Origin of the sequence: Bradyrhizobium quebecense, assembly GCF_013373795.3 — a bacterium.
GTDB lineage: Bacteria > Pseudomonadota > Alphaproteobacteria > Rhizobiales > Xanthobacteraceae > Bradyrhizobium > Bradyrhizobium quebecense.
In genome coordinates, this window is the sequence record NZ_CP088022.1 from 6,571,735 (window position 1) to 6,585,894 (window position 14,160).

Here is a 14,160-nt window from a genome sequence, read left to right on the forward strand (position 1 = left end):
GACGGGGAGTGGATTCCGGGCTCTCACGGAGGCTGTTGTCGGACCCGCTTTGCGCGACCCAGGCGTGAGCAGCCAGCGCGTCGGTCCCGGCAGCCTGCCGGACTTAGATCCAGAGCGGGCTACGACCCTGGATCCGGCACGTTCAATTGCGGCTGCAGCGCCGCGAGGCTTGCCCCCAGCAAGGCCAGGTAGCTCGCCTGACAGAGCACAACGCTCAAATCGAAGACGTCGAGCAGATCGATCCACGAATTGTCAGCCTGCACGGTCGCTGCTTGCTTGCCGCCGTCGATCACGGAGGGCTGAAAGCTGCGGTTACGTCTCTGAGGCGTCGTCTCGCGCGCGACGTCGTCGGAGCAAAGGATCAGATGCAGGCGCGTGTTGGGCATTTCAATCTCCCGTCTCTGATTGGCGATTGTTGAACCCCGAAAGGCATCTACTGTCATCGAGTTACCCAATAAGCGTAGCCACCGGGAGGAAACGGGCCATTGAACGGAGGTTGATCCGGCCGTTACATTCGGATGGGGACGACATACCTTGGTTTAGCCGCAACCTGGGCCTGAGTTCGTCCGGCGATTGCGCTTTCCGCGCGATCTCACGCCACGCGAGTGGATCGCTAAAATCGCCCCCACGATCCCGTTCGGACGTCGAGAAAGCTGCTAGTATGCAGTTTGTTAGGAGGGCGACGTTGTCGCCGCTGATGGTAGCGGTCACCTAGCGACGCAGCGCGGCCCATGATGGCCAAGTGCTGAACGGCCAAGTGCTGGTGCTGCCAATGATGCGCATCCCGACCACGAAGTCCTGGTCGGCCGAGCAATGGCTGCTCGGCGGCATGGTGCTGGCTTTGGCCGCAACCTGCATCGGGCTGCTGCTTGGTCCGCAGCCTGCAGCTTCCGCCCATCTGATTGCCCTGGCGCTGCTGATCGCGTCGCTTGCCGCCGCGTTGCTGATGATGGGCGTGGTGGCGCGCACCCACAGGCAGATGGAAGCCATGTTGCGTGGCCGGGCCAGCGGCGAAGAGCGCGCGGTAGAGGCCCTGCGGAACAGCGAAGCGCAATGGAAGGAGGTGTTCGAGCACAACCCGGTCATGTACTTCATGGTCGACGCCACGGGTCTCGTGCTGTCGGTCAACACGTTCGGCGCGGCACAACTCGGCTACACCGCCGACGAATTGCTTGGACAATCCGTGCTGCGGGTCTTCGCCGCCGAAGACCATCAGACGGTCCAGCGCAACGTCGCGGCGTGCCTCGACAACATCGGCCAAACCCACAATTGGGAAATCCGGAAGGTCCGCAAGGACGGCTCAAGACTTTGGGTTCGTGAAAATGCCAAGGCCGTGCGGCGGCAGGACGATCGATTGATCGTCCTGATCGCATGCGAGGATATCACCGAGCGCAAACAAGCCGAAAACGCGCTGCAGCAGAGCGAGATGTACCTGAGCGAAGCCCAGCGGTTGAGCCACACCGGCAGCTTTGGCTGGCACGTCGCCAGCGGTGAGGTGATCTGGTCGGAAGAGACGTTCAGGATCTTCGGATTCGACAGGGCTCCTTCCATCAAGCATGCCACGGTCCTTCAGCGCATCCATCCGGATGATCGCACCCGCGTGCAACGGACCGTCGACCGTGCCTCGCTCGACGGCAAGGACTTCGAGCACGGCTACCGATTGCTGATGCCGGACGGCGCGATCAAATATGTTCACGCCAGGGCGCATGCGGTGACCGCCCCTTCGGGCGACACCGAATTCATCGGAGCGGTGACCGACGTGACCGCCCGCAAGCGAGCCGAGGCGGAGTTGCATGAAGCACAGACCAACCTCGCGCACGTCACGCGCGTGACGGCACTCGGCGAGCTCGCCGCATCGATCGCCCATGAAGTGAACCAGCCGCTTGCCGCCGTGGTCGCCAACGCCGCGGCATGCCTGCGCTGGCTCGACCGGGCGGCTCCCGATCTGAATGAAGCGCGCGGGGCGGTCAGGTCGATTATCAGCGACGGCAACCGGGCCGGCGAGGTCATCCAGCGCGTCCGCGCCCTGATGAACAAGACAACCGGTCAGATGGCGCCGCTCGACATCAATGAAGCCATCAACGAGGTGATCGGCCTGGTGCAGCATGAACTGCAGAGCCACCTTGTATCCCTGCAGCTGGACCTCGCTGCCGCGCTCCCGCCCGTCGTCGCCGACCGCATCCAGCTGCAGCAAGTCATCCTCAACCTCGTCGTCAATGGCATCGAGGCAATGCAGCCGGTCACGGACAGGCCACGGGAGCTCGTGATCCGGACCCGCCATGACGATGCCGGGCAGATCCTGGTCACGGTCACCGACTGCGGTGTCGGGGTTGCGACGGAGAATGCCGAGCGGCTGTTTGACGCCTTCTACACCACCAAAGCCAGCGGCATGGGAATGGGGTTGTCGATCTGCCGCTCGATCGTCGAAGCCCACCGAGGGCGCCTGTCCGTGTGCAGAAATATCGGCCCCGGCACGACGTTCCAGTTCACCCTGCCGCTGCGTCAGGAGGATCATGCATGGTGATTGGACGCGCGGCATCGCCCTCCGCCCTCGCGAACGTCGAGGATCCGATCGTGTTCATCGTCGACGACGATTTGTCGGTGCGAGACTCGCTGAGCAATCTTTTCCGGTCGGTCGGCCTGCGGACCACAGCGTTCGGGTCGGCCCATGAATTTCTGCAGCAGACGCTCCCCGATGTTCCGAGCTGCCTGATCCTGGACATCAGGCTGCCTCGGCTGAGCGGCCTCGACTTCCAGGCGGAGCTGGCCCGGGCCGACATTCATATTCCGATCATCTTCATGACCGGCCATGGCGATATCCCGATGACGGTCAGAGCCATGAAGGCCGGAGCCGTCGACTTCCTGACCAAGCCGTTCCGCGATCAGGACATGCTGGATGCCGTCACGACTGCGATCGAACGCGACAGAACGCGCCGCAATGAGGCCAGGGCGCTCGCGAACCTGCGTGCAGCCTTCGCGACCCTGACCCCTCGCGAGCGCCAGATCATGAGCCTCGTCACCGCGGGGCTCATGAACAAGCAGGTCGCCGCCGAGATCGGCGTAGCCGAGATCACAGTCAAGATACACCGCGGGCACATTATGCGGAAAATGGCGGCGAAGTCGTTGCCCGATCTGGTCAGGATGGCGCAGATCCTCGGGATCAAGCAGGCATCCGGCGGCGCGCAAACCTAAGTATGATTCTCCGGCTGCGGCCGACGACGCACTGTGGCTCCGTGATCGCATACACCAGAGGCCCCTCTGGCCGTTCCAGGAAAGCCCTTCTTGTCCAACCCGGTGATATCAATCGTCGACGATGACATGTCGGTCCGCACCGCGACCGACAATCTGGTCAGGTCGCTTGGCTACGCGGTCCAGACCTACGCGTCGGCCGAAGAATTCCTGCATTCGCCGCAACTGAACGACACCTCCTGCGTGATAGCCGATGTCAGGATGCCGGCCATGAGCGGGCTCGACCTGCAGGCGCGCCTGATTGCCGACGGCCGGCGCCTTCCGTTCATTTTCATCACGGCCTTCTCCGTGGAAGCCGATCGGGCTCGAGCCATGGAGGCGGGCGCGATCTGCTTTCTGATCAAGCCGTTCGACGGAGATGCGCTGGTCGAATGCCTCGATGCCGCTCTCGCACAGCATGGCACAGCGACGCGCGGGTGAGTTCAAATCGAGTATACGCAAGGATGATGCCGAGAAACATCTGGACAAGTTGCACATCGACGGTGGCAGCGCGAGATTTCGCGGCGCCGTCCCTCAAGAAGGCCGACGGTGACGACAGCATCAGACATTTTTGATTGGCAAATGGCAGTTCCTCGGAGGGAAGTCGCCATGCGTACGGAACCGCGCTGCGCCCAGTGTGACAGCGAAGATGCCAAGATCATCTGCTTGCGAAATCCGGCGGGTGAACGCTACTGCGGACGGCTCTGTCTTCACAAGGGTCAGGAGAACTTCATTCGCTGGCTTTGGCGAGCGAATGCGGAGGCAGCATCGTGACAGGCCGTTGCGGGAATCCAGGATGCCGGCGGCCCTTCGGACTGATCCGGCACAGCTGGTACTTCGAGCAGTTCTGCTCGACGAAGTGCCGCGAGATCTACAAGCGGCAGCTGGAGCGCAACAAGGTCTATTGGAAGTGGCTCTATCCCCTCCGACAACCGGCGGCCCATCGAAAAAGCTGATCTGAGGGAGAAGGCCAGATTTTGTTTGACGCGTTTTCTTCACGCGAACCGGCGGCCACCTCGTTCGAAAATGCGCGAACAACGCTCCAGGGAGCTCCGATGACGACGGTCGATGCGATGCTGGTAGGAGCGATCCTCGCGTGGGTGCCTTCGTTCGTTGTATTCCTCTACATCGTGCGTGATCTGCGCAACATGCCTCGCGAGGATCTCGATTGATCGTCTCACTGCGGCCGAGGTCGGACGCTATATCTCGACACCCTCGTGGCGCAGCAGCCAGCGCTTGCGCTCCAGTCCGCCGCCATATTTGACCAGCGAGCCGTTGGCGCCGATCAGGCGGTGACAGGGCACGACGACGCTGATCGGGTTGGAGCCGTTGGCGTGGCCGACCGCGCGCATCGCATTCGGCACTTTCAGCCTCATAGCCAGCGCGCCGTAACTCATGGTGGTGCCCGGCGGAATTTTCGGCAACGCGTGCCAGACCTTCTGCTGGAACGGCGTGCCGGCGACGCGCCATTCGACATCGGTCAGGCGATCGAGATCACCGTTGAAGTAATCGCCGAGCGCCTTGCGCATCGCCGCCGGTGCGCGGCCGTCCCGCAGCGTCACGGCGCCATAGTGCAACCGCAGCAGGTCGAGCATTCGCCCCTCATAGTCGTCCCAGTCGAGCGCGCGCAGCACGCCATCGTCATCGGCCACCAGCAGCGCGGTGCCGATCGGCGTCTTGAGGCGGTCGAGGTTGAACGTCTGTGCGGTCTTACGGTCGGCCATATCAGTCACTCTGGAACGTCATTGCTCTCGAAACAGGTCGCTCGGCATACAATTCACCGTGCGCGTGCTAGCGTCCACCCGAATTCCGGTTAAAGCGTTTTCGAGCGAAGTGGACACCGGTTCGCGTAAAGAAAACGCGTCAAAATAAGAATCTTGAGCTTCGGTTCTGATTCAATCAGAACCGAAGCTCTGGGGGGCCGCAATATGCTTTTGCTTGCCAATGCTCTGGTCGCGGTGGTGGCCACGCTGCACATCTATTTCCTTGTGCTCGAGATGTTTCTCTGGACCAAGCCGCTCGGACTGAAGACCTTCCGCAACTCGATCGAGAAGGCCACCGATTCGGCGGTGCTCGCCGCCAATCAGGGGCTCTATAACGGCTTCCTCGCCGTCGGGCTGATCTGGGGCCTGGTGCACGGCAATGCCGGCTTCGCATTCCAGATCAAGACATTCTTCCTGCTCTGCGTGATCGTCGCCGGCGCCTACGGCGCCGCCACCGTCAGCCGGCGCATCCTTTATGTGCAGGCGGCACCCGCGGCGCTCGCACTGATCCTGCTCTGGCTCGCCTGACGCGACATCGCGCGCAGGAGCATCGCCTTGCAATGCCCGCGCCCTTCCTCCATCATCCCTGATAACGGTGACATCCGCCGGCCAATGCTTGCGGACAAGATCACCGGCAACATGGGAGGTCACGGACATGAGGAGCGTGCAATTGCTCGCTGCGACAGCGCTTGCCATCGCGTTGTCGGTTACATCGGCCACCGCGCAGAAGAAATACGACATCGGTGCGACCGACACCGAGATCAAGATCGGCCAGACCGTGCCGTTCTCGGGCCCCGCATCCGCCTATGCCGGCATCGGCAAGACCCAAGCGGCCTACATCAAGATGATCAACGATCGGGGCGGCATCAACGGCCGCAAGCTGAACCTGATCCAGTATGACGACGCCTATTCACCGCCGAAGGCGGTCGAGCAGGTGCGCAAGCTGGTCGAGGGCGACGAGGTGCTGTTCACCTTCCAGATCATCGGCACGCCCTCAAATGCCGCCGTGCAGAAATACCTGAATGCCAGGAAGGTGCCGCAGCTGCTCGCCTCCACCGGCGCCTCGCGCTTCTCCGATCCGCAGAACGCACCCTGGACGATCGCCTTCAACCCGAACTACCAGTCCGAGGGACGCATTTACGCCAAATACATCCTGGCCAATCACCCCAACGCCAAGATCGGCATCTTCTACCAGAACGACGATCTCGGCCGCGACTACATCACCGGCCTGAAGAGCGGGCTCGGCGACAAGGCAGCGAGCATGATCGTCGCCGAGGTGTCCTACGAGCTGACCGACCCGACCGTCGATTCCCAGATCGTCAAGCTGAAGGCCGCCGGCGTCGACCTGCTCTATAACGCGTCGACGCCGAAATTCGCTGCTCAAGCGATCCGCAAGGTCGCGGACCTTGACTGGCACCCGGTGCACATCCTCGACATCAATGCGAGCCCGGTGTCGGCAACGCTGAAGCCGGCCGGCCTCGACATCTCCAAGGGCATCATCTCGACCAATTACGGCAAGGACCCGGCCGATCCGCAGTGGAAGGACGATCCCGGCGTGAAGGCCTATTTCGCCTTCATGGACAAGTATTACCCGGAGGGCGACAAGCTCAACACCGTCAACACCTACGGCTATTCGACGGCCGAGCTCCTGATCCAGGTGCTCAAGCAGTGCGGCGACGACCTCACCCGCGAGAACCTGATGAAGCAGGTGACCAGCCTGAAGAAGTTCGTGCCGAGTCTGGCGCTGCCAGGCATGTCGATCACGACGGGACCGAACGACTATCGCATCAACAAGCAGATGCAGATGATGAAGTTCAACGGCGAGCGCTGGGAGCTGTTCGGCCCGATCATCGAGGACACCGGGCCGGCGGGTTAGGTCGCGGACGCGAAGAAGCTGCTCCCCCTCTCCCGCTTGCGGGGACGGTTGGGGTGGGGGTCTATCCAAGAGTCATGTTGCGGAAGGAGCCCCCACCCGGATTGCATCTGCGATGCAATCCGACCTCCCCCGCAAGCGGGAGAGGTGAAGCAAGAGACAGCACTGGAGCCGGCGCAGCGCATCCCCGCTGCGCCGGTTCTTTTTGCGCCGCCTCCTACTTTCGTTGACTGAAATTGCTCGCCTTTTCGGCATCCGTCGTCTTGCGTCGCAGCAACGGTTCCTCCAGTATCCCGGCCCAGCGATGGCGACCGCGGGACCTTGAACCCGCGGACAAGATCATCGGCCAACCATCAGTCACGTGAGGGAAACAGCATTATGAGGAATGGGATTTTCCACCTGGTCACGGGAACGGCGCTCGCGATCGCGCTGTCTGCAACGTCGGCCTCTGCGCAAAAGAAGTACGATCCCGGCGCGAGCGATACCGAGATCAAGATCGGCCAGACCGTCCCCTTCTCCGGACCGGCTTCCGCCTATGCCTCGATCGGCAAGACCCAGGCGGCCTATTTCAAGATGATCAACGATCAGGGCGGCATCAACGGCCGCAAGATCAACCTGATCCAGTATGACGACGCCTATTCGCCGCCCAAGGCCGTCGAGCAGGTGCGCAAGCTCGTCGAGAGCGACGAAGTGCTCTTGACCTTTCAGATCGTCGGCACGCCGTCGAACGCCGCCGTGCAGAAGTATCTCAATGCCAAGAAGGTGCCGCAGCTGTTCGCCGCCACCGGCGCCTCGAAGTTCACCGATCCGAAGAACTTCCCCTGGACGCTCGGCTTCAATCCGAACTACTTCGTCGAAGGCCGCATCTACGGCCAGTACATCCTGAAGGAGCATCCGAACGCCAAGATCGGCGTGCTCTATCAGAACGACGACCTCGGCAAGGATTATCTGAACGGCATCAAGGCCGGCCTCGGCGACAAGGCGGCCAAGATGATCGTGGCCGAAGCCTCCTATGAGGTCTCCGACCCGACGATCGATTCCCAGGTGATCAAGATCAAGGACGCCGGCGCCGACCTGTTCTTCTCGGCCTCGACGCCGAAGCAGGCAGCGCAGGCGATCAAGAAGATTGCCGAGCTCGGCTGGCATCCGGTCCACATCGTCGACATCAACGCCACCTCGGTCGGCGCCGTGCTGCAGCCGGCGGGCTTGGAGGCCTCCAAGGGCCTGATCTCGACCAACTACGGCAAGGATCCGGCCGATCCGCAGTGGAAGGACGATCCGGGCATGAAGCGCTATTTCGACTTCATGGCCAAGTACTATCCCGACGGCGACAAGAACTCGAACTTCAACACCTACGGCTACTCGACCGCCCAGCTGATGGTGCATGTGCTGAAGCAGTGCGGCGACGAGCTGACGCGCGAGAACGTGCTGAAGCAGGCCACCAACCTGAAGAACGTCGACCTCGACATGGCGCTGCCCGGCATCAAGGGCAACACCACGCCGAACGACTATCGCGTCAACAAGCAGCTGCAGATGATGAAGTTCAACGGCGAGCGCTGGGAGCTGTTCGGCCCGATCCTCGAGGATGCCGGCCCGGCGGGCTAGTCGTTCGTGCAGGTTTGAAATGCAATCGGCGGCCTCCGGGCCGCCGATTTGTTTTTGGGCTTCGCCCGACCACTCCATCACCGTCACCCTGAGGAGGCCGCGCAGCGGCCGTCTCGAAGGGTCGACGGCCACCAGCCGGGCCGTGCATCCTTCGAGACGCCGCTTCGCGGCTCCTCAGGATGACGGGATAGAAATCTCGCTTCGTGCGCTCACTCCGGAATCTCGCCAAAATTCTTCCCGACCGGCAGCACGGCGTGTCGGATCAACCGCGAATCCTCCACGCCGGCCTGGCGATGCTTCACCGCCTCGCGATAGACGGGATCCCGGATCATTTCGACGAAAGCGGCAACGCTTGGATACTCGGCGATGAAACAGTGATCCCAGCGCTCCTCTTGCGGACCGATCAGCATCAGCTCGAAGCGGCCCTGCCAGACGATGCGGCCGCCGAGGCGTTCGAACACCGGCCCGCTCTCGCGGCCGTAGGCGGCATAGGCCTCCGCGCCGGTCGCCTTGCGGCCGTCGGGATAGGCGGCCCATTCGCGTAAGCGCACCAGATTGAGCATGTGGATCGGGCCCGTCCGGTTGTTGTCCCGGAATTGCGCAAACACGTCCTTGGTCGGATCGATATGGCCCATGCGGTGCTCCTTTGTTTTGTTGTTCCATCTCTATTTAGCACGCACCGCCTCACCTCCTAATCCCCCGTTAAGCTTTGCGTAACCGCCCCTTAAACCGGGAACGCTAGCGTGCGCCCCTGTCAGGGTGTGAGCGTTGCGGATGGCGTGGGGACGTAAAAAAGGCGGTGCGCGCAAGGAGCCGCTGTTCGGGCTTCCGGCTGCGCTTGCCGACCTCAGACTGTCGCCCTCCGATCGCGTTCCAGGCGGCGGCGACGATACGCCCGCCAAATCCAAACCCAAGAGCAGCGATTCCGGCAGCGAGAAACCGCGCCCGTCGCGCAGCGGCAGCAAGCGGCGCAGCAAGTCGCGCGGCTTTGGGATCGGCCGGCTGTTCTATTGGACCGCGGTGCTCGGCCTGTGGGCGGGCATCGCCGTGATCGGTGTCGTGGTGTGGGTCGGCGCGCATCTACCGCCGATCCAGTCCCTGGAAATTCCCAAACGTCCGCCGACGATCCAGATCGTCGGGATCGACGGCAGCGTACTGGCGCAGCGCGGCGAAATGGCCGGCGCCAACATCGCGTTGAAGGACCTGCCACCCTATCTGCCGAAGGCGTTCATCGCCATTGAAGACCGCCGCTTCTATTCGCATTTCGGCGTCGACCCGCTCGGCATTCTACGCGCAGCAGTGACCAATGTGCTGCATCGCGGCGTCTCGCAGGGCGGCTCGACCTTGACCCAGCAGCTCGCCAAGAACCTGTTCCTGACTCAGGAACGCACCATGCAACGCAAGCTGCAGGAGGCCGAGCTCGCGTTGTGGCTGGAACGCAAGCATTCCAAGAACGAGATCCTCGAGCTCTATCTCAACCGCGTCTATTTCGGTTCCGGCGCCTACGGCGTCGAGGCCGCCGCCCAGCGCTATTTCGGCAAGTCGGCGAAGAACGTGACCTTGCCGGAAGCTGCGATGCTCGCGGGCCTCGTCAAGTCGCCGTCGCGGCTGGCGCCAAACCGCAACCCCGAGGGCGCCGAGCAGCGCGCGCAGGTCGTGCTCGCGGCGATGGCCGACGCCAAGTTCATCACCGAAGCGCAAGCAAAGGCCTCGATCGGCCAACCCTCGATTGCGGTGAAGCCGGCCGGCGCCGGCACCGTGAACTATGTCGCCGACTGGATCGGTGAAGTGCTCGACGATCTGGTCGGTCAGATCGACCAGGACATCGTGGTGCAGACCACGATCGATCCGAAGCTGCAGAACGTCGCCGAAGCCGCCGTGATCGACGAGCTCGCCGCCAAGAGCGTGAAGTTCAATGTCAGCCAGGGCGCGCTGGTGGCGATGACGCCCGACGGCGCGGTGCGCGCCATGGTCGGCGGCCGGAACTATGCCGAGAGCCAGTACAATCGCGCGGTCACCGCGAAGCGGCAGCCGGGCTCGTCGTTCAAGCCGTTCGTCTATCTCACCGCGGTCGAATCCGGGCTGACGCCGGACACGATCCGCACCGACGCGCCGCTCGACATCAAGGGCTGGAAGCCGGAGAACTACACCCACGAATATTTCGGCTCGGTGACCTTGACCCAGGCGCTGGCGATGTCGCTGAACACGGTTGCGGTGCGGCTCGGCGTCGAGGTCGGCGCCAAGAATGTGGTGCGCACCGCGCACCGGCTCGGCATCTCCTCCAAGCTCGAACCGAACGTCTCGATCGCGCTCGGCACGTCGGAAGTATCCGTGATTGAGCTGGTCGGCGCCTATGCGCCGTTCGCCAATGGCGGCTACGCCGTGTCGCCGCATGTGGTGACCAGAATCAAGACCAGCTCCGGCAAGCTGCTCTATGACCGCCCGACGGAGCCGCCCAACCAGGTGATCGAGCCGCGCTATGATGCGATGATGAACAGCATGATGCGCGAGACGCTGATCTCGGGCACCGCGCGCAAGGCGGAGATCCCCGGCTGGACCGCCGCCGGCAAGACCGGCACCAGCCAGGATTATCGCGACGCCTGGTTCATCGGCTACACCGCCAAGCTCGTCACCGGCGTCTGGCTCGGCAATGACGACAATTCGCCCACCAAGAAGGCGACGGGTGGCGGACTGCCGGTGGAAGTGTGGACCCGCTTCATGAAGGCCGCGCATCAGGGCGTGCCGGTCGCGGCGATCCCGAACTCGCAGGGCAGCTGGGCGCCGGCGAACCTGATGCAGATCTCGTCGCAGATATCAGCGCCTTCAGCACCGGCGGCGCCAATGCAGATTCAACCGCCGATGCAGGCGCCACCGCCCGCGCCGGTCCCGCCCGGCGGCGGCTATTATCGCCAGCCACCGCCGACGCCGGCCCGCGCCTCGGCGCCACCCAACCCGAACGCGCGGCCCGAAGCGGCGGCGGGGCTGGACGGCTGGCTTGCGGATAGGTTGTTTCGGTAGGCCGATATAGGCTTTAGCCGAGCCCAATTTCGGCTGTCGTCCCCGCGAACGCGGGGAGATGGAGTCACGTTTGAAGTGCAACGATTGATTTGAGTTTGGAGAATGCCTCGGCGGATCCAGTACGCCGCGGCTTTTCGGCTCAGTTACAATTGCCTCTGGAATACTGGATCGCCCGCTTTCGCGGGCGATGACAGCAATAACCGGGGCGAAGAGTTGGCTTACTCCTGAATCCCGTAGCGATGCAGGTCGTTGCCGTAGGTGTCGAGCCAGTTCTTGGCGCGCGTGACCGACGCGCAGACCTTGTCGACCACCCGCCAGAACCGCGCCGAGTGATTCATCTCGACGAGATGCGCGACCTCATGCGCGGCGAGGTAGTCGAGCACGAAGGGCGGCGCCAGGATCAACCGCCACGAGAACGACAGCGAACCGGCCGAGGTGCACGAGCCCCAGCGGCTCGACTGGTCGCGGATCGAGATCCGCCGGACCCGCACCCCGAGCTCCGCGGCGTGCAGCTGCGCCGCCTTCTGCAGATCCTTGCGCGCCTCGCGCTTGAGGAAGTCATGCACCCGGCGATCCATGTGCTCCACGCCGCCGGCGACGCAGAGGATCTTCTCGCCGCTGTCGCGCGTCTCGGTCCAGACCGTGCCGCGCTCTCCCGAGCGATGCACCAGACGATGCGGCACACCGCGCAACGGCACCACGGTGCCGGGCTGGAACGGCGCGGCCTTCGGCAAACGGCCAAGACGGGCGGCGATCCAGCCGCCATGGATATTGGCGAACTCCTTCGCCTCCACGATCGTGCCGCGCGGCGGCATGGTCAGGATCGCTTCGCGATCGGTTGGATGAATCCTGAGCGTATAGCGGCGCGCGCGCCTATGCCGGCGCAGCCTGACGGTGAAGAACTGGGAGCCGTGTCTGACCAATACGGTCGCGGGTTCGGCAGGCCGCCGATAGAGGAGCGCGCGAGTAGCCATTTCTGAGAGTCCGGGGAGCAGGAGTTCGCCCGAACTTTGCCATATCCGCCGCCAGGGAAAGCGCTCGGCGCAAAAACAAATCATTTGCCCAATATACAGGGGTTGGCCGTTAATTGACCTCTACCGGCAGGGGGCGGAACCCGATTTTTTCTGATGAATCGGAGTCACGAAAAAGGCCCAAGAGATGAAATTAAATTCATCACTTGAGCCTTGGCTGATTTGAGATTCTTTTAGTTAAATCAGCGACTTGCGCGACCGCGATAAACGCGGCCGGGGCGATACCTATTCGGCCGCGGCGACCAGGGAAAGCCACGTATTGGCCGCCGAAACCATGAAATCGGAGATCCGCGGCACGATTTCGGAGCGGAACCGCGAGCCGTTGAAGACGCCGTAGTGCCCGACGCCCTTCTGCACGTAGTGCACGCGGCGATGGTTCGGAATCGCGGTGCAGAGCGCGTGCGTTGCCTCGGTCTGGCCGAGGCCGGAGATGTCGTCCTTCTCGCCTTCCACCGTCATCAGCGCGACGCGGCGGATCTTCGACGGATCGACCGGCTTGCCGCGATGGGTCATCTCGCCCTTCGGCAGCGCGTGCTTGACGAAGACGAGGTCGACGGTCTGCAGATAATACTCGGCGGTGAGGTCCATCACCGCGAGATATTCGTCATAGAATTCACGGTGCTTGTCGACGAGATCGCCGTCACCCTTCACCAGATTGGCGAACAACGCCTTGTGCGCGTCCATGTGCCGATCCAGGTTCATGCTGATGAAGCCGTTGAGCTGCAGGAAACCCGGATAGACGTCGCGCATCACGCCCGGATGCGGGAACGGCACCTTGGTGATGACATTGTTGCGGAACCATTCGATGCCGCGCTCTCCCGCGAGGTTGTTGACCGCGGTCGGGTTGCGCCGCGTGTCGATCGGGCCGCCCATCAGCGTCATCGACAGCGGCACGAACGGGTCGTGGTTGGCTTCCATGACGGAGACGGCCGCAACCACCGGAACCGAGGGCTGGCACACCGCGACGACGTGCATGTTGCCGCCGAGCGCGTGCAGCATCTCGATCACGTAGTCGACATAGTCGTCGAGATCGAACCGGCCCTCCGCGAGCGGCACCATGCGCGCATCGGCCCAGTCGGTGATGTAGACTTCATGCGTCGGCAAGAACGCCTCGACCGTGCCACGCAGCAGCGTCGCATAATGGCCCGACATCGGCGCCACGATCAGCACGCGCGGCTGCGGCGAGCGCAGCGGACGCGTCAGCTTGCGATCGAAATGCAGCAGACGGCAGAACGGCTTTTCCCAGACGGTGCGAACCTCGACCGCCGTGCGGATGCCATTGACCTCGGTCGTCGGCAGGTTCCAATCCGGCTTGCCGTAGCGGCGCGTGGTGCGCTCGAACAACTCGCAGCCGGCGGCGACCGATTTGCCGAACTCGGTGTGCGTCCACGGATTGAGCGGATTCTGAAACAGGATCTTGGTGGCGTCGGTCACGGCCCGTACCGGATTGAGCGACGCATGCGCCATCTCGTACATCCAGTACAGCGGCGTCGTGAGTGCCGGGCTGCCTTCCGCCGCTAGTGGCGGGGCACCGCCAAATTCACCGATGGGCATAGTATTTTCAGACCCCTGTTTTGCGCCGCAGCATACTGACCAATGCGTAACAATGCGTCAATGCGCCGCGAGCCGAATATGGGGTCGA

The 14,160-nt window shown here is 63.0% G+C and carries 12 protein-coding genes; 7 read left to right on the forward strand and 5 right to left on the reverse strand.

The window, feature by feature from the left end:
* Positions 1–119: 119 nt before the first annotated feature.
* On the reverse strand, positions 120–443 hold the full coding sequence (locus HU230_RS31620; protein ID WP_224943758.1) for a hypothetical protein: 324 nt from the start codon (positions 441–443) through the stop codon (positions 120–122).
* A 299-nt stretch (positions 444–742) separates the two neighbouring features.
* On the opposite strand from HU230_RS31620, the gene HU230_RS31625 reads away from it, so the two are divergent.
* The 3 genes from HU230_RS31625 to HU230_RS31635 all read left to right on the forward strand — a co-directional run bounded on the left by HU230_RS31625 (position 743) and on the right by HU230_RS31635 (position 3,669).
* Positions 743–2,524, forward strand: coding sequence for a PAS domain-containing sensor histidine kinase (locus HU230_RS31625; protein WP_224943759.1), 1,782 nt, complete (start codon positions 743–745; stop codon positions 2,522–2,524).
* A complete protein-coding gene (locus tag HU230_RS31630; protein ID WP_176528459.1) occupies positions 2,518–3,192 on the forward strand; it encodes a response regulator transcription factor in 675 nt (224 codons plus the stop codon). The genes HU230_RS31625 and HU230_RS31630 overlap by 7 nt, the downstream gene beginning before the upstream one ends.
* A gap of 90 nt (positions 3,193–3,282) precedes the next feature.
* Positions 3,283–3,669 carry a response regulator transcription factor gene (locus HU230_RS31635; protein ID WP_210284155.1) on the forward strand — a complete coding sequence of 129 codons (387 nt, stop codon included), beginning with the start codon at positions 3,283–3,285 and terminating at the stop codon, positions 3,667–3,669.
* Positions 3,670–4,427: 758 nt separating this feature from the next.
* On the opposite strand, the gene HU230_RS31640 is transcribed toward HU230_RS31635, so the two are convergent.
* Positions 4,428–4,952 carry a methylated-DNA--[protein]-cysteine S-methyltransferase gene (locus HU230_RS31640; RefSeq protein ID WP_176528458.1) on the reverse strand — a complete coding sequence of 175 codons (525 nt, stop codon included), beginning with the start codon at positions 4,950–4,952 and terminating at the stop codon, positions 4,428–4,430.
* Between the two features lie 204 nt (positions 4,953–5,156).
* Between HU230_RS31640 and HU230_RS31645 the strand changes: the two genes are divergently transcribed.
* From HU230_RS31645 to HU230_RS31655, 3 genes are all read left to right on the forward strand, one after another.
* Complete coding sequence (locus HU230_RS31645) at positions 5,157–5,519, forward strand: DUF1304 domain-containing protein (protein ID WP_176528457.1); 363 nt, start codon at positions 5,157–5,159, stop codon at positions 5,517–5,519.
* A 127-nt stretch (positions 5,520–5,646) separates the two neighbouring features.
* Complete coding sequence (locus tag HU230_RS31650; RefSeq protein ID WP_176528456.1) at positions 5,647–6,867, forward strand: ABC transporter substrate-binding protein; 1,221 nt, start codon at positions 5,647–5,649, stop codon at positions 6,865–6,867.
* Positions 6,868–7,242: 375 nt separating this feature from the next.
* Complete coding sequence (locus tag HU230_RS31655) at positions 7,243–8,469, forward strand: ABC transporter substrate-binding protein (protein WP_176534786.1); 1,227 nt, start codon at positions 7,243–7,245, stop codon at positions 8,467–8,469.
* 209 nt (positions 8,470–8,678) lie between these two features.
* On the opposite strand, the gene HU230_RS31660 is transcribed toward HU230_RS31655, so the two are convergent.
* Positions 8,679–9,104 carry a DUF1330 domain-containing protein gene (locus tag HU230_RS31660; RefSeq protein WP_176534785.1) on the reverse strand — a complete coding sequence of 142 codons (426 nt, stop codon included), beginning with the start codon at positions 9,102–9,104 and terminating at the stop codon, positions 8,679–8,681.
* 139 nt (positions 9,105–9,243) lie between these two features.
* Between HU230_RS31660 and HU230_RS31665 the strand changes: the two genes are divergently transcribed.
* A complete protein-coding gene (locus HU230_RS31665) occupies positions 9,244–11,487 on the forward strand; it encodes a transglycosylase domain-containing protein (RefSeq protein ID WP_176534784.1) in 2,244 nt (747 codons plus the stop codon).
* Between the two features lie 218 nt (positions 11,488–11,705).
* Here HU230_RS31665 and HU230_RS31670 read toward each other — a convergent pair whose 3' ends face one another.
* On the reverse strand, positions 11,706–12,545 hold the full coding sequence (locus HU230_RS31670) for a M48 family metallopeptidase (RefSeq protein WP_097671176.1): 840 nt from the start codon (positions 12,543–12,545) through the stop codon (positions 11,706–11,708).
* A gap of 198 nt (positions 12,546–12,743) precedes the next feature.
* Positions 12,744–14,072: a polyhydroxyalkanoate depolymerase gene (locus HU230_RS31675; RefSeq protein ID WP_176534783.1), complete on the reverse strand. Its 1,329-nt coding sequence runs from the start codon at positions 14,070–14,072 to the stop codon at positions 12,744–12,746.
* Positions 14,073–14,160: the final 88 nt, after the last annotated feature.